This is a genomic window from Pseudomonas sp. SCA2728.1_7 (assembly GCF_018138145.1).
GTDB lineage: Bacteria > Pseudomonadota > Gammaproteobacteria > Pseudomonadales > Pseudomonadaceae > Aquipseudomonas > Aquipseudomonas koreensis_A.
The window spans coordinates 6,176,857-6,197,048 of record NZ_CP073104.1; the positions used below are offsets into that span (position 1 = coordinate 6,176,857).

Annotated in this window: 14 protein-coding genes, 2 tRNA genes, 3 rRNA genes and 3 pseudogenes; 12 read left to right on the forward strand and 10 right to left on the reverse strand. The window is 55.8% G+C overall.

Features of this window, described 5'->3' with window-relative positions:
• The first annotated feature begins 353 nt into the window (after window positions 1–353).
• The 4 genes from KBP52_RS27675 to KBP52_RS27690 all read left to right on the forward strand — a co-directional run bounded on the left by KBP52_RS27675 (window position 354) and on the right by KBP52_RS27690 (window position 4,563).
• Window positions 354–611 carry a hypothetical protein gene (locus tag KBP52_RS27675; RefSeq protein WP_212621392.1) on the forward strand — a complete coding sequence of 86 codons (258 nt, stop codon included), beginning with the start codon at window positions 354–356 and terminating at the stop codon, window positions 609–611.
• A 101-nt stretch (window positions 612–712) separates the two neighbouring features.
• Window positions 713–1,327 (forward strand): LysE family translocator, encoded by a 615-nt coding sequence (locus tag KBP52_RS27680; RefSeq protein ID WP_077573866.1) that lies wholly within the window; start codon window positions 713–715, stop codon window positions 1,325–1,327.
• 204 nt (window positions 1,328–1,531) lie between these two features.
• Window positions 1,532–2,698: an aminotransferase class V-fold PLP-dependent enzyme gene (locus tag KBP52_RS27685; protein WP_212621393.1), complete on the forward strand. Its 1,167-nt coding sequence runs from the start codon at window positions 1,532–1,534 to the stop codon at window positions 2,696–2,698.
• Between the two features lie 56 nt (window positions 2,699–2,754).
• Window positions 2,755–4,563, forward strand: a complete 1,809-nt coding sequence (locus KBP52_RS27690; protein ID WP_212621394.1) for an aminopeptidase P family protein — start codon at window positions 2,755–2,757, stop codon at window positions 4,561–4,563.
• 43 nt (window positions 4,564–4,606) lie between these two features.
• Here the strand turns inward: KBP52_RS27690 and KBP52_RS27695 are convergent, their stop codons facing one another.
• Together KBP52_RS27695 and KBP52_RS27700 are read right to left on the reverse strand one after the other, a co-directional pair.
• Complete coding sequence (locus tag KBP52_RS27695; protein WP_116030585.1) at window positions 4,607–5,203, reverse strand: 2-hydroxychromene-2-carboxylate isomerase; 597 nt, start codon at window positions 5,201–5,203, stop codon at window positions 4,607–4,609.
• 36 nt (window positions 5,204–5,239) lie between these two features.
• Complete coding sequence (locus tag KBP52_RS27700; protein WP_077573862.1) at window positions 5,240–5,968, reverse strand: SDR family oxidoreductase; 729 nt, start codon at window positions 5,966–5,968, stop codon at window positions 5,240–5,242.
• Between the two features lie 91 nt (window positions 5,969–6,059).
• On the opposite strand from KBP52_RS27700, the gene KBP52_RS27705 reads away from it, so the two are divergent.
• A complete protein-coding gene (locus KBP52_RS27705) occupies window positions 6,060–6,623 on the forward strand; it encodes a TetR/AcrR family transcriptional regulator (protein WP_077573861.1) in 564 nt (187 codons plus the stop codon).
• A 1-nt stretch (window position 6,624) separates the two neighbouring features.
• On the opposite strand, the pseudogene KBP52_RS27710 reads toward KBP52_RS27705, so the two are convergent.
• Both KBP52_RS27710 and rhtA read right to left on the reverse strand, forming a co-directional pair.
• Window positions 6,625–6,907, reverse strand: a pseudogene (locus tag KBP52_RS27710) (hypothetical protein).
• A 168-nt stretch (window positions 6,908–7,075) separates the two neighbouring features.
• Entirely contained in the window at window positions 7,076–7,963 is an 888-nt protein-coding gene (gene rhtA / locus KBP52_RS27715) for a threonine/homoserine exporter RhtA (protein WP_212621395.1), read from the reverse strand.
• A gap of 612 nt (window positions 7,964–8,575) precedes the next feature.
• Between rhtA and KBP52_RS27720 the strand changes: the two genes are divergently transcribed.
• The 6 genes from KBP52_RS27720 to mrdA all read left to right on the forward strand — a co-directional run bounded on the left by KBP52_RS27720 (window position 8,576) and on the right by mrdA (window position 15,994).
• A 16S ribosomal RNA gene (locus KBP52_RS27720) occupies window positions 8,576–10,112 on the forward strand.
• Between the two features lie 162 nt (window positions 10,113–10,274).
• Window positions 10,275–10,351 (forward strand) — tRNA-Ile (locus KBP52_RS27725).
• A gap of 30 nt (window positions 10,352–10,381) precedes the next feature.
• Window positions 10,382–10,457 (forward strand) — tRNA-Ala (locus tag KBP52_RS27730).
• A 247-nt stretch (window positions 10,458–10,704) separates the two neighbouring features.
• Window positions 10,705–13,598, forward strand: a 23S ribosomal RNA gene (locus KBP52_RS27735).
• Window positions 13,599–13,763: 165 nt separating this feature from the next.
• Window positions 13,764–13,879, forward strand: a 5S ribosomal RNA gene (gene rrf, locus KBP52_RS27740).
• Together the 16S, 23S and 5S rRNA genes with 2 tRNA genes alongside form the textbook arrangement of a ribosomal RNA operon.
• Window positions 13,880–14,101: 222 nt before the next feature.
• The gene (mrdA, locus tag KBP52_RS27745) at window positions 14,102–15,994 is read left to right on the forward strand and encodes a penicillin-binding protein 2 (RefSeq protein ID WP_116030939.1); all 1,893 of its coding nucleotides are present in this window, start codon (window positions 14,102–14,104) and stop codon (window positions 15,992–15,994) included.
• 48 nt (window positions 15,995–16,042) lie between these two features.
• On the opposite strand, the gene KBP52_RS27750 is transcribed toward mrdA, so the two are convergent.
• The 4 genes and pseudogenes from KBP52_RS27750 to KBP52_RS27765 form a co-directional block, all read right to left on the reverse strand.
• The gene (locus KBP52_RS27750; protein ID WP_212621396.1) at window positions 16,043–16,714 is read right to left on the reverse strand and encodes a hypothetical protein; all 672 of its coding nucleotides are present in this window, start codon (window positions 16,712–16,714) and stop codon (window positions 16,043–16,045) included.
• Window positions 16,715–16,799: 85 nt separating this feature from the next.
• The gene (locus KBP52_RS27755; protein ID WP_007910409.1) at window positions 16,800–17,006 is read right to left on the reverse strand and encodes a helix-turn-helix transcriptional regulator; all 207 of its coding nucleotides are present in this window, start codon (window positions 17,004–17,006) and stop codon (window positions 16,800–16,802) included.
• A gap of 28 nt (window positions 17,007–17,034) precedes the next feature.
• A complete protein-coding gene (locus KBP52_RS27760; protein WP_249122216.1) occupies window positions 17,035–17,622 on the reverse strand; it encodes a hypothetical protein in 588 nt (195 codons plus the stop codon).
• A 310-nt stretch (window positions 17,623–17,932) separates the two neighbouring features.
• A pseudogene (locus tag KBP52_RS27765) lies at window positions 17,933–18,178 on the reverse strand (nitroreductase family protein); the annotation flags it as partial.
• Between the two features lie 32 nt (window positions 18,179–18,210).
• Here KBP52_RS27765 and KBP52_RS27770 point away from each other — a divergent pair.
• Window positions 18,211–18,552 (forward strand): annotated as a pseudogene (locus tag KBP52_RS27770) (MerR family DNA-binding protein); the annotation flags it as partial.
• 73 nt (window positions 18,553–18,625) lie between these two features.
• Here the strand turns inward: KBP52_RS27770 and KBP52_RS27775 are convergent.
• Window positions 18,626–19,030 carry a lysozyme inhibitor LprI family protein gene (locus tag KBP52_RS27775; RefSeq protein ID WP_116030929.1) on the reverse strand — a complete coding sequence of 135 codons (405 nt, stop codon included), beginning with the start codon at window positions 19,028–19,030 and terminating at the stop codon, window positions 18,626–18,628.
• A 57-nt stretch (window positions 19,031–19,087) separates the two neighbouring features.
• Window positions 19,088–20,008 carry an ADP-ribosylglycohydrolase family protein gene (locus tag KBP52_RS27780; protein ID WP_123595132.1) on the reverse strand — a complete coding sequence of 307 codons (921 nt, stop codon included), beginning with the start codon at window positions 20,006–20,008 and terminating at the stop codon, window positions 19,088–19,090.
• Window positions 20,009–20,192: the final 184 nt, after the last annotated feature.

The window sequence follows — 20,192 nt, forward strand, 5'->3', positions numbered from 1 at the left end:
GTGAATGAGTCACCGGGTCTGAGCAAGCGCTGTACCAATTCCTGCAAGCCCCGGTTTACAAGGCGTTGAGCGTTAGCGTGACGGTCGCCCCTGTGACTAGCGGGGCGCTTTGTTGAATCGGTGTTGGCTGAGCAACAGTTGCTGGAGCAACAGTGCTCAGCGCATGGATGGAGTTATAAAGGCAGTTTGTTATTCCGTAAAAGAACCTTAATTGATATTTATAGATCGTTAGGAGATATGCGGCAGTTTGTGTCGAATTCCTGATAGCCACTATTGAGAGCGTTGATTTCTGCGCGAGCGTGCCCGGGCGTAGCCTTTGTCCATCGACTCCCATTGCTCGCCAGGACGCTCCCATGAATCGTTTACTGACTGTTTCCCTGTTGCTCGCTGTTTCCGTACTCGCCGGTTGTGCCGGACACGTTTCGCCGGAACTGCGCCCTTACACCGATGAAGAATCCCGCGAATTGGCGATGGAAGCACTGAATCGCAGCGGCTTGTCTTTCGACGAATACCACGCGAAAAAAGCGCAATTGCTCGGTCAGACCCGGTTCGACAAAAAAGCTGAAATGAGTGCCGAACGTGCCATACAGCTGCACGGTCGTCCTAGCTGAAAACAAACTGTACTGGTGGAAGTTTTACCCAACTGTCCGTGGGCTTGCCGGGCGGTGTGGGATAGGGTCAACACCTGAATGACCCTGATGGATTGCCTGCCATGAACCTTTCGCTTGACCTGCTGTTGGGCTTTGCCCTGTTTGCCCTTGTCACCTCGATTACACCTGGACCGAACAACACCATGTTGCTGGCATCGGGGGTGAACTTTGGCTTCAATCGCACCATCCCGCACATGCTCGGGATTACTTGCGGTTTCTTCGTTCTGGTTGTCGCAGTGGGCTTCGGCCTCGGCGCGGTGTTTCAGAGCTATCCGATTCTCTATACGGTTCTGCGCTATGTCGGCGCGGCGTATCTGCTGTATCTGGCGTGGAAAATCGCGCATTCGGGACCTGTCGGCGACAGCGCCGAAGGCGAGGCGAAGCCGATCAGCTACCTTGGCGCCGCCGCGTTTCAGTGGGTCAATCCCAAGGCGTGGATCATGGCCATCGGCGCCATCAGCACCTACACGCCGATGCAGGGCTATTTCACCAATGTCGTGGTGATTGCTGCGGTGTTTGCCATCATCAACCTGCCAAGTGTCGGCGTCTGGGCCGCCTGCGGCACGTTGTTGCGCAATGTGCTGAAGGATCCGCGTTGGTTGCGCGTGTTCAACTGGGGCATGGCGGCGCTGTTGGTGCTTTCGCTGTACCCGTTACTTCTCGAAAGCTTTAGCTGACGCATCGCTTCAACCGCAGGCCGGATGCCTGTTAAGCTCGACTTCAGGAGCGTTCCTACGCACTTTGAATGAAGTTGTTCTTCTTTAACGGCATCCGATCAGGTATTGATGACGCTCTCGAACCGACGCGCAGCTCACAAGGCTGCGCCGTACCGTTTGCAGACACGAGCCTCCTGATCCCGGAACACGCTCTGCGAGTCTTTTATGAACACACGTCCGTTGTATTTCGATTACGCCGCCACCACCCCGGTCGACGAGCGGGTCATCCAGGTGATGATCGAGTGTCTGGGGTTTCACGGTAACTTTGGTAACCCGGCTTCCAGCTCCCATGCTTACGGCCAGCAGGCCCGGCAGACGGTCGAGCAGGCCCGCCGCCAGGTTGCCGATCTGGTCGGCGCCAATGCCGAACAGATTGTCTGGACCTCCGGTGCCACCGAGTCCAACAACCTCGCCCTCAAAGGTGTGGCGCAGGCCCGCGGTGTGTCCGGCGGCCACATCATTACCAGTCAGATCGAACACAAAGCCATCCTCGATACCGCCCGCCAATTGCAGGACGCCGGCATCGCCGTGACCTATCTGGTGCCGGACGCCGATGGCCTGATCACGCCGCAAGCGGTCAGTGAAGCCATGCGTGAGGACACCTTTCTGGTGTCGTTGATGCTGGTGAACAACGAGTTGGGCACCGTCAATGATGTTCAAGCAATTGGCGAAGTGGTGCGCAGTCGTGAGGCGTTGTTCCATGTTGATGCGGCACAGGGCGCCGGCAAGGTCGCGATCGATCTGGCGCAATGGCCGGTGGATCTGATGTCGTTTTCGGCGCACAAACTCTACGGCCCGAAAGGCATCGGCGCGTTGTACGTCGGTCCACGGGCGCAGCAGCGTTTGCAGGCGCAGATTCACGGCGGCGGGCATGAAGGCGGCTTGCGCTCCGGAACCTTGGCGACGCACCAGATTGCCGGCATGGGCGCCGCATTTGCCTTGGCCGCCGAGGCGTTCGATGCCGAGAAAAAGACCATCGTCGCGCTGCGCGAACGCTTGCTCGAACAACTGCTCAGCCTGCCGGGTGTACGCCTCAATGGTTGTGCCACTCAGCGCATTCCGCACACCTTGAGCCTGACCTTCAGCGAAGGTGAATTCAACAGCGCGGCGTTGAGCCATTCGATTGCCTTTTCCGCGACGTCGGCCTGCAATTCGGCGAGTAACGCGCCGTCCCACGTGCTGTTGGCGTTGGGGCATGACGCGCATCTGGCCGGGCGCACCATTCGCCTGAGCCTCGGCCGCTTCACCACTGCCGAAGATATCGACAAGGCTGTTCAACTGATCAAGACCGCCTGCGCCAGTGCTCCGGCATTCTGGGCGACAGGGCTTTAAACGAGCCGACCTCACGGCTACGAACAATAACGATGAAGTGATTAGCAGGAGACATGATGAGTACCCAGACCTCGACCGAAGGATCGGTGCCCCAGCGCCTGGCGCACACCCGTGAACTGATGCGCCGCGAAGGCATTCACGCATTGCTGGTGCCGTCCGCCGACCCGCATTTGTCGGAATACCTGCCGGGTTACTGGCAGGGCCGGCAGTGGCTGTCGGGCTTTCATGGTTCGGTGGGCACTTTGATTGTCACTGCTGATTTCGCCGGCGTCTGGGCCGACAGTCGTTACTGGGAACAGGCGAGCAAAGAACTCAACGGCAGCGGCATCGAACTGGTCAAGTTGCAACCGGGTCAGCCGAGCCCGCTGGACTGGCTAGCCGAGCAGACGCCGGAAGGTGGCGTGGTCGCGGTTGACGGTGCGGTGATGGCCGTGGCCTCGGCGCGTACCCTGAGCAGCAAGCTGGAGGCACGCGGTGCGCGTCTGCGTACCGACATCGATCTGCTGCAGGAAGTCTGGAGCGATCGCCCGAGCCTGCCGAATGCACCGATTTATCAGCATCTGCCACCGCAAGCGACCGTCAGCCGTGGCGAGAAACTCGCCAAACTGCGCGAAACCTTGCAAGAGCGCGGGGCGGACTGGCATTTCATCGCCACCCTCGACGACATCGCCTGGCTGTTCAACCTGCGTGGCGGCGATGTGTCGTTCAACCCGGTGTTTGTATCGTTTGCCTTGATCGATCAACAGCAAGCCACGCTGTTCGTGGCGCTGAGCAAGGTTGATGCTCAATTGCGCGCGGTGCTGGAACAGGATGGCGTGACGCTGCGCGATTACAGCGAAGTCACCGACGCGCTGCGCTCCGTGCCGAGCGGTGCGAGCTTGCTGGTTGATCCGGCGCGCGTTACCAGCGGCTTGCTGGATAACCTCGACAGCGGCGTGAAGCTGGTCGAAGGCTTGAACCCGACCACGTTGGCCAAGTCGCAGAAAAGTGAAGCCGATGCTCGGCACATTCGCCAAGCCATGGAGCAGGACGGTGCGGCGCTGTGCGAATTCTTCGCTTGGCTGGAATCGGCTTGGGGTCGCGAACGCATTACCGAACTGACCATCGACGAAAAGCTCACCGCTGCCCGTGAGCGTCGTCCGGATTACGTATCGCTGAGTTTCAACACCATTGCCGCGTTCAACGCCAATGGCGCGATGCCGCATTACCACGCGACCGAAGAAGAGCACGCGGTCATCGAGGGTGACGGCTTGCTGCTGATCGACTCGGGTGGACAATACCTCGGCGGCACCACGGACATCACGCGAATGGTGCCAGTCGGCACGCCGAGCGAAGAGCAGAAGCGCGATTGCACGCGCGTGTTGAAAGGCGTGATTGCGCTGTCGCGTGCGCAGTTCCCGAAAGGCATTCTCTCGCCGCTGCTCGACGCCATTGCCCGCGCGCCGATCTGGGCCGACAGCGTGGATTACGGTCACGGTACGGGTCATGGCGTTGGCTATTTCCTCAACGTTCATGAAGGCCCGCAAGTGATTGCGTATCAGGCCGCGCCTGCACCGCAAACGGCCATGCAGCCGGGGATGATCACTTCGATCGAGCCGGGCACTTACCGTCCGGGTCGTTGGGGCGTGCGCATCGAGAACCTGGCGATGAACCGCGAGGCGGGCAGCAGCGAATTCGGTGAATTCCTCAAGTTTGAAACCTTGACGCTGTGCCCGATCGACACGCGTTGCCTGCTGCCAGCGCTGCTGACGGAGGAAGAGAAGCAGTGGTTCAACGACTATCACGCGCAAGTGCGTGAGCGCCTGAGCCCGTTGCTTGAAGGTGCCGCGCTGGAATGGCTGAACAGCCGCACTGCCGCCATCTGATCAGGTGGAATTCAGGCGCTGTTACCAGCGCCTGAATGATCGCCTAGCTTTGGCGCAAAGCCTCTTCAACAAAGTCGAGCCGATCCTGGCCGAAGAACAGCTGATTGCCGATGAACATGCTCGGCGCGCCGAACACGCCGCGTTTAACCGCGGTCTCGGTGTTGTCCTTGAGTACGGCTTTGACGGACTCGTCGTTAGTCAGTGCCAGCACTTCAAGCGGATCGAAACCGTGTTCGCTCAGCACGGCGGCGACAGTCGCGGGCTCGTCCAGACTGCGTCCATCAACCCACAGCGCTGTGAACAGACAATCGATAAACGCCTGGAAGCGTTCTGGCTGACGCAACTGGATGCCAGTGACGGCACGCATCAACATCAGTGTGTTGATCGGGAAGTGCGGATTGAATGTCAGCGGCACCCCGTAGCGTTTCGCGTAGCGGTCCAGATCCTCGAACATATACCGACCCTTCGCCGGAATCATCGCTGGCGATGCGTTGCCGGTTGCCTTGAAGACGCCACCGAGCAACATCGGGATGTAGATCAGTTCACTGTTGGTTTCGGCGCAAATCTTCGGTAACTGGGTGTAGGCCAGATAGGTGGCAGGGCTGCCGAGGTCGAAATAGAACTCCACGGTTTTCGTCATTTTCGCGTCTCTGTCGTTATTGTTATGGCGGGGGGCTTACCAGCGTTCGTTCCAGGGGCGCAGATCCAGCTCGAACGTCCACGCGTCCCGTGGCTGACTGTGCAGATACCAGTAGTTCTCGGCGATGTGCTCGGGATTGAGGATGCCATCCTGATCTTTGGTGGCGTACTTCTCGGGGAAACTGTTGCGAATGAAATCGGTGTCGATCGCACCATCGACCACCACATGGGCGACGTGGATGTTCATCGGCCCCAGTTCCCGCGCCATGCTTTGCGCCAGCGCGCGGATACCGTGTTTGGCTCCGGCGAATGCAGCAAACCCTGAAGCGCCGCGAAGTCCGGCGGTGGCGCCGGTGAAGAGAATCGTGCCGCGATTGCGCGTGACCATGCGTTTGGCCACTTCACGGGCATTGAGAAATCCTGAGAAACAGGCCATCTCCCAGATCTTGAAATACTTGCGCGCGGTTTCCTCAAGGATGCTGCACGGCACGTTGGCGCCGATGTTGAACACAAAGGCTTCGATCGGACCGACGCGGGTTTCAATGTCTTCAATAAGCGCGATGACATCTTCTTCCTTGCGCGCATCGCAGGCAAAGCCGTGGGCATCGCCGCCTTCAGCCTTGATCGCGTCCACCAGCGGTTGCAGTTTGTCGGCGCTGCGTCGGGTGACGCAGGCGACGAATCCTTCTCTGGCAAAACGCTTGGCAATCGCTCCGCCCGTGGCATCGCCGGCGCCGACGACCAATACGACCTTCTTATTATTCATGGGTGAATCCCTTTATTAAACGATCGTTAAGTGAACGAACGTTATGCTAGGATCCAGGCAACGTCAAGACAGTCGATTCGAGGGCAAACACATGCGTTACTCCGCCAGTCACAAGCTGGAAACACGGGAAAAGCTACTGCAGAGCAGCGCGCTGTCAGCAAAGCGCTCCGGTTTCTCCACAGTGGGCGTCGATGGTTTGATGAAGGCTATCGGATTGAGTGGTGCGGCGTTCTACAGTCACTTTTCGTCAAAGGATGCGTTGTTCACCGCCATCGTCGAACGAGAGCTGGGGCAAAGCCTTGAGCGACTGGGAGGCGAGGGTACGCAGGATCGTGAGCGACTGGCGCGGTGTCTCAAACACTATCTGAGCATGGCCCACGTAGAACAACCTGAAGCCGGTTGCGCGTTGCCGGCGCTGGGGGCAGAAATTGCCCGATCGGATGTGCAGGTGCGCGAACAGGCCGAGCTGTGGATTTGTCGGCTTCAACAGCGCTGGGCACAGATACTTGAGAGCGAGACCCTGGCGTGGTCGGTGCTGTCGCAATGCGTCGGAGCATTGGTGGTGGCGCGCATGCTGGCGACGCCGGACATTCAGCAAGCGGTGCTGAAGTCCAGCCATGAAGAGATTGGCCGGCAGATTGCCGGGCAGCGCTGATCTATTTACAGATGACGATCATGCTGCGACTGGTGTAACCCGCAGGATTGAGACCGAACGGGTAATCGCCGGGCTCTTCCACGGCGTCACCGGATTTGGCGATAACCTTGTAGCCTTTCGGCAAGCAGGCGTTGGCGGCACTGGTGTAGCACTTGTCCCAGGAGGACGATAGCCCCGAACAGTTGATGTGCAGCCCTTTTTTTTCCGCGTTTTACCTGAGTTTCCGAAGTCGCCGCACAACCCGCAACAGCCAGTATGGCGATCAGTATCAAAATTCGTTTCATTACCGTCCTTATAGCGGCCACGAGTCTGACGCTCGGGTTTGCCTGTGTTCGCTTGCGCTTTAAGCGTTTTGAAATCCCTGTCCGAAAAAATCCATGTCTGGCATTGGGTTACGGGTCTAAACATGGCCTAAATGCGCGCCAATTGCCAGACCTTCGTAAAAACCTCTTTCAATCAGCCGCGATGGCGGGTTTCGCAGCGCTACCCATGGTCATGGTGGCGCCGACGGATGCCAGAATAATGCACAGGATCGCCATCCATTGTGACAGCATGAGGAATTCATGCAGAAACAGAAGGCCCGATAACGCTCCGAAGGCCGGTTCGATACTCATCAATGTTCCGAAAGTGCGTGCCGGCAGGCGTGTGAGGGCGACCATCTCCAGTGTGTAGGGCAGGGCGGTGGACAGGATGGCGACGGCAATGGCAATCGGGATCAGCGAAGGGGTCAAAAGGGCTGCACCTGCATGCACGATGCCGATAGGGGCGACGAACAGTGCTGCGATCATTACTCCTAATGCTGCGGTCGTCACTCCGTTATCGGCGCCGGCCTTCTGACCGAACAGAATGTACAGCGCCCAGCAGACACCGGCTCCCAGCGCATACCCGGCGCCTACCAGATCGATACCAGCGCTGGTTGCGCCTGTAGGAATGAGCAGCATCAAGCCTGCGGCGGCCAAGGCGATCCAGAGAAAGTCGATGGCGCGGCGGGAGGCATAGATGGCCACGGCCAGTGGCCCGGTGAATTCGAGGGCGACGGCAATTCCCAACGGCACCGTGCGCAATGACATATAGAAGAGGAAGTTCATGCCGCCCAATGCCATGCCATAGACAATGACCGTGCGCAATGATTTGGCGGTTAACCTAGCGCGCCATGGACGCAGTATCAACAGCATGATCACGCTGGCGAAGATCAGGCGCAGCGTGGTGGTTCCCTGAGCGCCAATGATGGGGAACATGCTTTTGGCCAGAGAAGCGCCGGACTGGATCGACGCCATGGCTATTAATAGCAGACCAACCGGGAACAGCATTGAGGCAAGAGATCGTGGCTGGTCATTCATTACGTGGCGTCGTCCAAGGTGAGAGCAAGGCTTTATTGTTGGTGTTGGGCAATATACTGCGCACTCGATCGAGTTACGTCTATATAGAAGAGGCCTTTTTCCACTGATCGATAGAAAAGCTAAATTAACAGTTGACGGCAGATTTCAGATGTCTATAATTCGCCCCACTTCCGGCGCAGTCGAAACGGAAAACTCCTTGAGATTCAATGAGTTATGTAGGTTTCGGCAGTGAGTTGCTTCAGTTCATCGAAGCCGAAAGGAAGTTGAAAAAGAGGTGTTGACAGCAGCGTGTAACGCTGTAGAATTCGCCTCCCGCTTCGGAGAGATCTGAAGCGCAAGTGGTTGAAGTTGTTGAAGAATTCTTCGAAAACTTCTGAAAATAATCACTTGACAGCAAATGAGGCTGCTGTAGAATGCGCGCCTCGGTTGAGACGAAAGATCTTAACCAACCGCTCTTTAACAACTGAATCAAGCAATTCGTGTGGGTGCTTGTGGAGTCAGACTGATAGTCAACAAGATTATCAGCATCACAAGTTACTCCGCGAGAAATCAAAGATGTAACCAACGATTGCTGGGCCAAGTTTAGGGTTTCTTAAAAACCCAAAGATGTTTGAACTGAAGAGTTTGATCATGGCTCAGATTGAACGCTGGCGGCAGGCCTAACACATGCAAGTCGAGCGGATGACAGGAGCTTGCTCCTGAATTCAGCGGCGGACGGGTGAGTAATGCCTAGGAATCTGCCTGGTAGTGGGGGACAACGTTTCGAAAGGAACGCTAATACCGCATACGTCCTACGGGAGAAAGCAGGGGACCTTCGGGCCTTGCGCTATCAGATGAGCCTAGGTCGGATTAGCTAGTTGGTGAGGTAATGGCTCACCAAGGCGACGATCCGTAACTGGTCTGAGAGGATGATCAGTCACACTGGAACTGAGACACGGTCCAGACTCCTACGGGAGGCAGCAGTGGGGAATATTGGACAATGGGCGAAAGCCTGATCCAGCCATGCCGCGTGTGTGAAGAAGGTCTTCGGATTGTAAAGCACTTTAAGTTGGGAGGAAGGGTTGTAGATTAATACTCTGCAATTTTGACGTTACCGACAGAATAAGCACCGGCTAACTCTGTGCCAGCAGCCGCGGTAATACAGAGGGTGCAAGCGTTAATCGGAATTACTGGGCGTAAAGCGCGCGTAGGTGGTTCGTTAAGTTGGATGTGAAATCCCCGGGCTCAACCTGGGAACTGCATTCAAAACTGTCGAGCTAGAGTATGGTAGAGGGTGGTGGAATTTCCTGTGTAGCGGTGAAATGCGTAGATATAGGAAGGAACACCAGTGGCGAAGGCGACCACCTGGACTGATACTGACACTGAGGTGCGAAAGCGTGGGGAGCAAACAGGATTAGATACCCTGGTAGTCCACGCCGTAAACGATGTCAACTAGCCGTTGGGAGCCTTGAGCTCTTAGTGGCGCAGCTAACGCATTAAGTTGACCGCCTGGGGAGTACGGCCGCAAGGTTAAAACTCAAATGAATTGACGGGGGCCCGCACAAGCGGTGGAGCATGTGGTTTAATTCGAAGCAACGCGAAGAACCTTACCAGGCCTTGACATCCAATGAACTTTCCAGAGATGGATTGGTGCCTTCGGGAACATTGAGACAGGTGCTGCATGGCTGTCGTCAGCTCGTGTCGTGAGATGTTGGGTTAAGTCCCGTAACGAGCGCAACCCTTGTCCTTAGTTACCAGCACGTTATGGTGGGCACTCTAAGGAGACTGCCGGTGACAAACCGGAGGAAGGTGGGGATGACGTCAAGTCATCATGGCCCTTACGGCCTGGGCTACACACGTGCTACAATGGTCGGTACAAAGGGTTGCCAAGCCGCGAGGTGGAGCTAATCCCATAAAACCGATCGTAGTCCGGATCGCAGTCTGCAACTCGACTGCGTGAAGTCGGAATCGCTAGTAATCGTGAATCAGAATGTCACGGTGAATACGTTCCCGGGCCTTGTACACACCGCCCGTCACACCATGGGAGTGGGTTGCACCAGAAGTAGCTAGTCTAACCTTCGGGAGGACGGTTACCACGGTGTGATTCATGACTGGGGTGAAGTCGTAACAAGGTAGCCGTAGGGGAACCTGCGGCTGGATCACCTCCTTAATCGACGACATCAGCTGCTCCATAAGTTCCCACACGAATTGCTTGATTCATTGAAGAAGACGAAAGAAGCAGCCTGTATCGGTTTGTAGCTGAGTTGGTTAGAGCGTACCCCATGCTTTGTGGTTAAGAGCAGGGTGAGGTCGGCCTTAGTAGCTCGAAATTGGGTCTGTAGCTCAGTTGGTTAGAGCGCACCCCTGATAAGGGTGAGGTCGGCAGTTCGAATCTGCCCAGACCCACCAATTTTGTGTGGGAAACGCCTGTAGAAATACGGGGCCATAGCTCAGCTGGGAGAGCGCCTGCCTTGCACGCAGGAGGTCAGCGGTTCGATCCCGCTTGGCTCCACCACTACTGCTTCTGAAGTTTGAAAGCTTAGAAATGAGCATTCCATCGTTGTGATGATGAATGTTGATTTCTAGTCTTTGACTAGTTCGTTCTTTAAAAATTTGGGTATGTGATAGAAAGATAGACTGAACGTTACTTTCACTGGTAACGGATCAGGCTAAGGTAAAATTTGTGAGTTCTCTTAGTTGAGAAATTCGAATTTTCGGCGAATGTCGTCTTCACAGTATAACCAGATTGCTTGGGGTTATATGGTCAAGTGAAGAAGCGCATACGGTGGATGCCTTGGCAGTCAGAGGCGATGAAAGACGTGGTAGCCTGCGAAAAGCTTCGGGGAGTCGGCAAACAGACTTTGATCCGGAGATGTCTGAATGGGGGAACCCAGCCATCATAAGATGGTTATCTTGTACTGAATACATAGGTGCAAGAGGCGAACCAGGGGAACTGAAACATCTAAGTACCCTGAGGAAAAGAAATCAACCGAGATTCCCTTAGTAGTGGCGAGCGAACGGGGACTAGCCCTTAAGTGGCTTTGAGATTAGCGGAACGCTCTGGAAAGTGCGGCCATAGTGGGTGATAGCCCTGTACGCGAAAATCTCTTAGTCATGAAATCGAGTAGGACGGAGCACGAGAAACTTTGTCTGAATATGGGGGGACCATCCTCCAAGGCTAAATACTACTGACTGACCGATAGTGAACTAGTACCGTGAGGGAAAGGCGAAAAGAACCCCGGAGAGGGGAGTGAAATAGATCCTGAAACCGTATGCGTACAAGCAGTGGGAGCAGACTTTGTTCTGTGACTGCGTACCTTTTGTATAATGGGTCAGCGACTTATTTTCAGTGGCGAGCTTAACCGAATAGGGGAGGCGTAGCGAAAGCGAGTCTTAATAGGGCGTCTAGTCGCTGGGAATAGACCCGAAACCGGGCGATCTATCCATGGGCAGGTTGAAGGTTGGGTAACACTAACTGGAGGACCGAACCGACTACCGTTGAAAAGTTAGCGGATGACCTGTGGATCGGAGTGAAAGGCTAATCAAGCTCGGAGATAGCTGGTTCTCCTCGAAAGCTATTTAGGTAGCGCCTCATGTATCACTGTAGGGGGTAGAGCACTGTTTCGGCTAGGGGGTCATCCCGACTTACCAAACCGATGCAAACTCCGAATACCTACAAGTGCCGAGCATGGGAGACACACGGCGGGTGCTAACGTCCGTCGTGAAAAGGGAAACAACCCAGACCGTCAGCTAAGGTCCCAAAGTTATGGTTAAGTGGGAAACGATGTGGGAAGGCTTAGACAGCTAGGAGGTTGGCTTAGAAGCAGCCACCCTTTAAAGAAAGCGTAATAGCTCACTAGTCGAGTCGGCCTGCGCGGAAGATGTAACGGGGCTCAAACCATACACCGAAGCTACGGGTATCACCTTCGGGTGATGCGGTAGAGGAGCGTTCTGTAAGCCTGTGAAGGTGAGTTGAGAAGCTTGCTGGAGGTATCAGAAGTGCGAATGCTGACATGAGTAACGACAATGGGTGTGAAAAACACCCACGCCGAAAGACCAAGGTTTCCTGCGCAACGTTAATCGACGCAGGGTTAGTCGGTCCCTAAGGCGAGGCTGAAAAGCGTAGTCGATGGAAAACAGGTTAATATTCCTGTACTTCTGGTTATTGCGATGGAGGGACGGAGAAGGCTAGGCCAGCTTGGCGTTGGTTGTCCAAGTTTAAGGTGGTAGGCTGAGATCTTAGGTAAATCCGGGATCTTAAGGCCGAGAGCTGATGACGAGTGTTCTTTTAGAACACGAAGTGGTTGATGCCATGCTTCCAAGAAAAGCTTCTAAGCTTCAGGTAACCAGGAACCGTACCCCAAACCGACACAGGTGGTTGGGTAGAGAATACCAAGGCGCTTGAGAGAACTCGGGTGAAGGAACTAGGCAAAATGGCACCGTAACTTCGGGAGAAGGTGCGCCGGTGAGGGTGAAGGACTTGCTCCGTAAGCTCATGCCGGTCGAAGATACCAGGCCGCTGCGACTGTTTATTAAAAACACAGCACTCTGCAAACACGAAAGTGGACGTATAGGGTGTGACGCCTGCCCGGTGCCGGAAGGTTAATTGATGGGGTTAGCTAACGCGAAGCTCTTGATCGAAGCCCCGGTAAACGGCGGCCGTAACTATAACGGTCCTAAGGTAGCGAAATTCCTTGTCGGGTAAGTTCCGACCTGCACGAATGGCGTAACGATGGCGGCGCTGTCTCCACCCGAGACTCAGTGAAATTGAAATCGCTGTGAAGATGCAGTGTATCCGCGGCTAGACGGAAAGACCCCGTGAACCTTTACTATAGCTTTGCACTGGACTTTGAATTTGCTTGTGTAGGATAGGTGGGAGGCTTTGAAGCGTGGACGCCAGTTCGCGTGGAGCCATCCTTGAAATACCACCCTGGCAACTTTGAGGTTCTAACTCAGGTCCGTTATCCGGATCGAGGACAGTGTATGGTGGGTAGTTTGACTGGGGCGGTCTCCTCCTAAAGAGTAACGGAGGAGTACGAAGGTGCGCTCAGACCGGTCGGAAATCGGTCGTAGAGTATAAAGGCAAAAGCGCGCTTGACTGCGAGACAGACACGTCGAGCAGGTACGAAAGTAGGTCTTAGTGATCCGGTGGTTCTGTATGGAAGGGCCATCGCTCAACGGATAAAAGGTACTCCGGGGATAACAGGCTGATACCGCCCAAGAGTTCATATCGACGGCGGTGTTTGGCACCTCGATGTCGGCTCATCACATCCTGGGGCTGAAGCCGGTCCCAAGGGTATGGCTGTTCGCCATTTAAAGTGGTACGCGAGCTGGGTTTAGAACGTCGTGAGACAGTTCGGTCCCTATCTGCCGTGGACGTTTGAGATTTGAGAGGGGCTGCTCCTAGTACGAGAGGACCGGAGTGGACGAACCTCTGGTGTTCCGGTTGTCACGCCAGTGGCATTGCCGGGTAGCTATGTTCGGGAAAGATAACCGCTGAAAGCATCTAAGCGGGAAACTTGCCTCAAGATGAGATCTCACTGGAACCTTGAGTTCCCTGAAGGGCCGTCGAAGACTACGACGTTGATAGGTTGGGTGTGTAAGCGCTGTGAGGCGTTGAGCTAACCAATACTAATTGCCCGTGAGGCTTGACCATATAACACCCAAGCAATTTGCGTCGAAAGGCCAAGTTGCGGTGTGTGAAGACGAAACGAACCGAAAGTTCGACTGCACTTAAAAAAGCAGCACAAAACACCGAAAACTACCACATACCCAATTTGCTGAAGCGAGGCCAACTGGCCACGACTCAGTACCCGAATTTCTTGACGACCATAGAGCGTTGGAACCACCTGATCCCATCCCGAACTCAGCAGTGAAACGATGCATCGCCGATGGTAGTGTGGGGTTTCCCCATGTGAGAGTAGGTCATCGTCAAGATTAAATTCCGAAACCCCAATTGCGAAAGCAGTTGGGGTTTTGTTTTGCCCGCAGGAAAGTACTTCCAACGCATTGATCCGCCCCAACCGTCGCAAGAGTGGCCATTGGGGAAATTCCTTCTGAAGTGACCGGGCACTTTTTGGTATGGTGCAGCTCGTTTTTCAAGGACTGATGTCATGCCCACGGATCGGCAATCATTTATGTCAAAGAGTTGCTGTAGAAATGCCTGAACCCATCCCGATCAAGGATCACGAGAAAGAGACGCGTCTGGTCAACAAGCGGTTGATCGCCTGCGCCATGTTCGTCTTTGCTGTCAGCTGCGCTCTGGTCGTGCGCCTGTACATCCTGCAAGTGGTGGAATTCGACTACCACTCGACTATCTCTGAGAACAATCGCGTCCATGTCTTGCCGATCCCGCCGACACGCGGTTTGATCTACGACCGTAATGGCGTGCTGCTCGCGGATAACCGTCCCAGTTTCAACCTGACCATCACCCGCGAACGCGCCACTGACGTCAATCAGGAACTGGACGAAGTCATCAATCTCCTGCACCTGCCTGCAGAAGATCGCACAGTCTTCGATAAAGCCATGAAGCAGTCTCGCCACCCGTTTACACCGGTGACGCTGTTCTATGAGCTGACGGAAGAGCAAATTGCCGTACTGGCCGTCAACGAGTTCCGCCTCCCGGGTCTGGATGTCGAGCCGCAGTTCGTTCGCCATTACCCGCTCGGCGCGCACTTCGCCCACTCGATCGGTTACGTTGGCCGTATCAACGAAAAAGAATCCAAGAGCCTCGACTCGGTGGAATACCGGGGTACTCAATCCATCGGTAAAACCGGCATCGAGCGTTTCTACGAAGCGCAGCTGCACGGCCATGTCGGTTATGAAGAGGTGGAAACCAACGCCCAGGGACGCGTACTGCGTGTGCTCAAACATACCGATCCGGTTCCTGGCCAGAATATCGTCCTGAGCCTCGACATCAAACTGCAGGAAGCTGCCGAAGCCGCACTGGGTGATCGTCGCGGCTCAGTGGTAGCGCTCGATCCGTCGACCGGTGAAGTGTTGGCCATGGTCAGCAATCCCAGCTTCGATCCGAATCTGTTCGTCACCGGGATCAGCTCCAAGGAATACTCGGCACTGCGCGATTCGATCGACCGTCCGCTGTTCAACCGCGTACTGCGCGGGCTCTACGCGCCTGGCTCGACGATCAAACCAGAGGTGGCCATCGCCGGCCTCGACGCTGGTGTTGTGACGCCGCAGACCCGCGTCTTCGACCCCGGTTACTACCAGCTCCCGGACTTCGATCACAAGTATCGCAACTGGAACCACAGCGGCGATGGATGGGTGGACATGGACGCGGCGATCATGCGTTCCAATGACACCTATTTTTACGACCTCGCGCATAAACTCGGCATCGATCGCCTGCACGATTACATGGCCATGTTCGGGCTCGGCGAGAAAGTCTCGCTGGACATGTTTGAAGAGTCGCCCGGCTTGATGCCATCGCAAGCGTGGAAACGCGCGACTCGCCGTCAAGCCTGGTTCCCGGGCGAAACGGTCATCCTCGGCATTGGTCAGGGCTACATGCAGGTCACGCCACTGCAACTGGCTCAGGCCACGGCATTGATTGCCAACAAAGGTGTATGGAACCGGCCGCACCTGGCCAAGACCGTCGATGGCGTCGCCCCGGTCGATGAGCATCCGATGCCGAACATCCTGCTCAAGGATCCGCGTGATTGGGAACAGGTCAACCATGGCATGCAGATGGTGATGCACGATGCCCGCGGCATCGCTCGGGCGGCAGCGGCAGGCGCGCAATACCGTATCGCCGGTAAGAGTGGTACGGCGCAAGTGGTGGCGATCAAGCAAGGCGAGCGCTACAACCGCGAAAAAACCCTCGAGCGCCACCGCGATAACGCCTTGTTCGTTGGCTTCGCGCCGGCCGAGCATCCGAAGATTGCGATTTCGGTGATGATCGAAAACGGCGAGGCCGGAGGTCGTGTTGCCGGCCCTGTGGTGCGGCAGATCATGGATGCCTGGCTACTTGATCAGGACGGCCATCTCAAGCCGCAATACGCGGCGCCGACCAAGGCGCCTGGAGACCCGCACGTCTAACGGTTCGCAGCCCCGGCTCTGCTGGATGAGCCGAGGCTGTGAGTTGCCCTATTTGCAGCGGTACCCCTCGGGCATCGTGACGGTGTAGTTGCGCTGCACACGATCCTCGAAGTTCAGGTTCTGCAAGCCTTGCTCCACTAGAAAGTCTTCGACCTTGGCGGACTGGCAGTCCTCGTTATACGACGAGGCGCGAAGCAGGTAGACCGTGCGTTTGCTGGCTTCATCCCGGGCCGTGGCATTGAATGTACTGAGCGTGGTGTAACCGGTTCGCTCCGAGGTACCTATCGGGCCGTAGGTCGTGTTGGGTGTACTGGTGCAGGTCAGTCGGTCGTCCTTTTTCTTGCTGTTCTTGCACACGGTAGAGGTGCTGGTCGGCACTTGCCCATACTCGGTCGCGGTATATCGGTAAGTCACCTGTCGGCTTCCGACATCGAGGCTGACGGTCATTTTTATCGGCGCGTGGTTCTTCGGCAGACTGGCGTCGGTATAAACCTCCTGGTAGCCCTTGTCTTTCAACGCATTAACCATGTCGCGAAGATAGTAGCGGGCATTAAGCGCATTTTCGTCACTGCCGCCTACAGACGTCACCAGCACAGTTGCCTTTCGATCAAATTGATAGTCCGGATCAGGTGTGGCATTTAGCGCTACGTCCATTTGTGTGGCGCAGCCGCTGATCAACGCTGTCAGTAAAAACAGCGCGCAGAATAAAAACCGGGTCATGACAAAGCCGCCTTACAAACTAAGGATTGAATAAGAGTTAAACGGTGTGGACTGACGACAATTAACTCGCGTGGATGCGCAAGGTTCAGTCTTTCTGGTATTCCAGCAAATCGCCGGGTTGGCAATCGAGTGCTGCGCAGAGCTTGTCCAGGGTGGCCATTTTCACGCCCTTGACCTTGCCATTTTTCAGTAACGACAGGTTGGCCTCAGTGATGCCCAGCAGGCTGGCCAACTCCTTCGAGCGAATTTTTTGCGTGGCCATGACAACGTCAAGGCGGACGATAATGGTCATTGTATTGTTCTATATGTATTGGCTTTGCTCATCGCTGAGTACTTTTGCATCGCGCATGATAATTGAAAACAAACAGAGCAATACGCCTTTGACAATCTCGTAGGCAGAAGTGGAAGACAGGCCGACCGAGAACTGAAAAATACGATCCCCTGGCGGCAGAATCGATAGACAGGGCCAAACCTTGCAACGTTTCTACCAGCGGGTAGGCGGCCGGGGAAATGATGCACAGAATCCCCACTCGCCATAGCACCTTGATGTTGCGCTCGGTCCAGGTTTCACCGCGCGACAAGCGCAGGAAAAACAACCCTGTCAGCCAGAGCACGTAGGTCGAAAGCAGAACGGGCAGGAAATCCAGAACGACGAGCAACCCAGTGACGATTGGCGAGAGCCATGTTTCAGGGGCAAGCAGCGCACCTTCGACAAACGGGTCAAGTAATTGCGGCGAATTTTCGGCGAAGGCGTAGAGCAGAGCTGCGAGCATTTCATCGGTTTTGAAGAACCAGATCGAAGCGTTGCCACCGACCTCGGTCACCCCCAGAACCCAGACAAGAATCGCTGCCAGTAGTCCGACCCAATGCATGCGCTGCAGTGCCAATCCGTTGTTGCGAGTACTCATGAAAAATCCTTGCGGTGTCATTGGGAATGACTAATTCTCGATGTTAAATTATCGAATGGCAATAATAAATTGTTCTTGTTTTGTGAAGGGCAACGCTCGCATCGGAGGTGAGCTCCACAGAGTGGAGGTCAGTTCAATCGCTTTGGGGGGATTTCAATGTCGATAGGCTCTCGAAATTCGAAACAAGTCGAGCGCAGGGGAGGGAAGCGACCCACTCGGTGGCCGCTGGTATCGATGATGGGGTCTGGAATTGATTAGAGCGGGGGGACACACGCCAGAGGCATGTTTGAGTCGCCCGCTCTTACCGGGTTTATTTGATTTCGGTAACGAAGTTTTCCCGCGAGCGGCGAACCTTTTTCAAGTTGACCAACCAGTCTCCCTCAGTGGCTCGATGCCCCAGTGGCAGAATCACCACGCTACGCAGGTTGCGGGCCTCGAGTCCGAGGATTTCGTCGATCGCCGCCGGGTCAAAACCTTCCATCGGTGTGGCATCGACTTCTTCAAACGCCGCGGCGATCAAAGCAGAGCCCAAACCGATATAAGCCTGCCGCGCAGCCGCCTGATAATTAGCCTTCTACCCGTGACGCCAATGGATATCGCCATTACGCAGAGGCGGCTGTTGCCCGATTGATACTGGTACGCGACGCGCAGCGGCTCGGTTTTTCTCTCGACACCATTCGCGGTCTGTTCCTGCAGGATGGCAGTTGTTCGAAGTCGCTGACCATTGAGCAAATCGATATCCGTATGGATGAGATACGCCAGATCGAGGCCAACCTGGCGATGCAACGTGAGGGATTGTTACGGCTAAGGCATGTGCTGGAGGAAAGTCTGCGCAGTGGTGCTCCTGTCGTGTGCGCGAGTGTGCACAGGGCCGAGTCGTATCGGCCTGAGCAAAACATGATCACGCGCAACGCGTTGAACGGGCGTTGACCCACATTTGAAATACATTCCAATATGGGAGCGAGTCTGCTCGCGAAAGATCCCTCAATACCGCCGCAAAAAATCAGGCCCCAGGCACCGGGCAGCTCATGTCACCTTCTTCACACTTCAAATACTGTTTCAACGCCTCAACCCGCACCTTGGTCACCCCCGTCAGACAACTGCTGTAAACCCACGGATAAACGCTCCCGCCAGTTACCCCGGACGATGAAAACTTGCACTCGGCATCCCGAAATCCGAGCCACGCCCGCTGCGCGCTGACCAACAGCTTCTTGCCATCCGGGTTGTCCTTCAAACGCCCGCTGATCTGCTGGTACACCGTGTTCAACTCTTTGTCCGCCGCTTTGAAGTCCTGCCCGGCGCACTGATTCATCGTCGCCTGGTCGCTGGCATTGGCGCAGTCGATGGCGGCATCGGCGAGGGGGGTAAACAGGAAGGGCATCAGAGTCAGAAGCAGGCGTGGGGACATGGTCAAGTCTCGCTGTATCGAAGATAAGTGCCGAGCAGTGTAGCGTCTGCTTCGCGCTTATTCAGGCAGGCGCAGTCGGGAGGCGTCGAGCAAACGGTCGGCTGTCGCCGCAATCTCTTCACCGTCGTGCAGCTTTTCCAGCCAGTGTTCAGGAATCCCCCGCACGCCGTAATAGGCGCCGGCCAACTGGCCGGTGATCGCGGCAGTGGTATCGGCGTCATCGCCCAGGTTGGCCGCTCGCAAAATGGCCGCTTCGAAGCTGTCCGTGTGGTGAAAGCACCACAACGCTGCTTCCAGCGACTGCACGCTGTAGCCACTGCCTTTGATGTCTGCCTCGGACAGACCGAGGAAATCGCCACGCCCAATTGAAGCGACCTTGGGTTGCGAGAAGCTGGCAAGGGGCAGTTGACGCAGTTCTGCTTTGCTCGCGCCTTCAAGCGCGCTGGCAATCAACCCGGCCAACAATTGGCAGCATTCGATGGCTTCTGGTGCGGCGTGGGTGGTTCGCGAACTGTCGGCGGCAAAGCTCTGGATTTGCCGGGCGTCGGGAAAGTAGAACAGCACCACCGGAGCCAAACGCATCAGTGAACCGTTGCCGGCGCTATAAGGGTCTGCAGAGCCAGCGAAGGGTTCTGCGGTTTGCTGATATTGCGCCAGCGCCTGACTGACGGTCATGCCGATATCGAAACATTCACCGGTCGAACTGAGGTAACCCCATTGCCACCAGTTGAGATAGCGGCCCATCTGATCGGCAGCATTGAATCCATTCTTGTTCAGCAGGCTTTCTGCCAGACACAGGGCCATCGAGGTGTCATCGGTCCACTGCCCTGGCTTGAGGTGGAACGGGCCACCGCCGACCATATCGGTCAACGGTTGGAATGATCCCCGTGGTTTGAACTCAACCGTAGTACCGACAGCGTCGCCGCATGCAAGACCGAGCAGGGCACCGCGGTAACGTTCAGCGAGGGATGGCGGCATGATTCGTCCTTGTGGATTCAGATTCGCTGGAAAAGGTACCAGTTTCGTTGGGCTGAAGGTGCCTTGGTCCATCACGGCACCGGTCAAAAAGTGCAGCTTGATTTGTCCTTGCTGATGAATGACTGCACCGCTCTGATACAACTTCACATTGGACATGTGGTCATACAGGCCTAGTGTTCAGAAC

Excerpts from the sequence above, each read along its gene's own strand:
- KBP52_RS27675 (WP_212621392.1), top strand. The coding sequence starts at position 354 with ATGAATCGTTTACTGACTGTTTCCCTGTTGCTCGCTGTTTCCGTACTC.
- KBP52_RS27680 (WP_077573866.1), top strand. The coding sequence starts at position 713 with ATGAACCTTTCGCTTGACCTGCTGTTGGGCTTTGCCCTGTTTGCCCTT.
- KBP52_RS27760 (WP_249122216.1), bottom strand. The coding sequence starts at position 17,622 with ATGAGTACTCGCAACAACGGATTGGCACTGCAGCGCATGCATTGGGTC.
- KBP52_RS27695 (WP_116030585.1), bottom strand. The coding sequence starts at position 5,203 with ATGACGAAAACCGTGGAGTTCTATTTCGACCTCGGCAGCCCTGCCACC.
- KBP52_RS27700 (WP_077573862.1), bottom strand. The coding sequence starts at position 5,968 with ATGAATAATAAGAAGGTCGTATTGGTCGTCGGCGCCGGCGATGCCACG.
- KBP52_RS27780 (WP_123595132.1), bottom strand. The coding sequence starts at position 20,008 with ATGCCGCCATCCCTCGCTGAACGTTACCGCGGTGCCCTGCTCGGTCTT.
- KBP52_RS27685 (WP_212621393.1), top strand. The coding sequence starts at position 1,532 with ATGAACACACGTCCGTTGTATTTCGATTACGCCGCCACCACCCCGGTC.
- KBP52_RS27775 (WP_116030929.1), bottom strand. The coding sequence starts at position 19,030 with ATGTCCCCACGCCTGCTTCTGACTCTGATGCCCTTCCTGTTTACCCCC.
- KBP52_RS27705 (WP_077573861.1), top strand. The coding sequence starts at position 6,060 with ATGCGTTACTCCGCCAGTCACAAGCTGGAAACACGGGAAAAGCTACTG.
- KBP52_RS27755 (WP_007910409.1), bottom strand. The coding sequence starts at position 17,006 with ATGACCATTATCGTCCGCCTTGACGTTGTCATGGCCACGCAAAAAATT.
- rhtA (WP_212621395.1), bottom strand. The coding sequence starts at position 7,963 with ATGAATGACCAGCCACGATCTCTTGCCTCAATGCTGTTCCCGGTTGGT.
- mrdA (WP_116030939.1), top strand. The coding sequence starts at position 14,102 with ATGCCTGAACCCATCCCGATCAAGGATCACGAGAAAGAGACGCGTCTG.
- KBP52_RS27690 (WP_212621394.1), top strand. The coding sequence starts at position 2,755 with ATGAGTACCCAGACCTCGACCGAAGGATCGGTGCCCCAGCGCCTGGCG.
- KBP52_RS27750 (WP_212621396.1), bottom strand. The coding sequence starts at position 16,714 with ATGACCCGGTTTTTATTCTGCGCGCTGTTTTTACTGACAGCGTTGATC.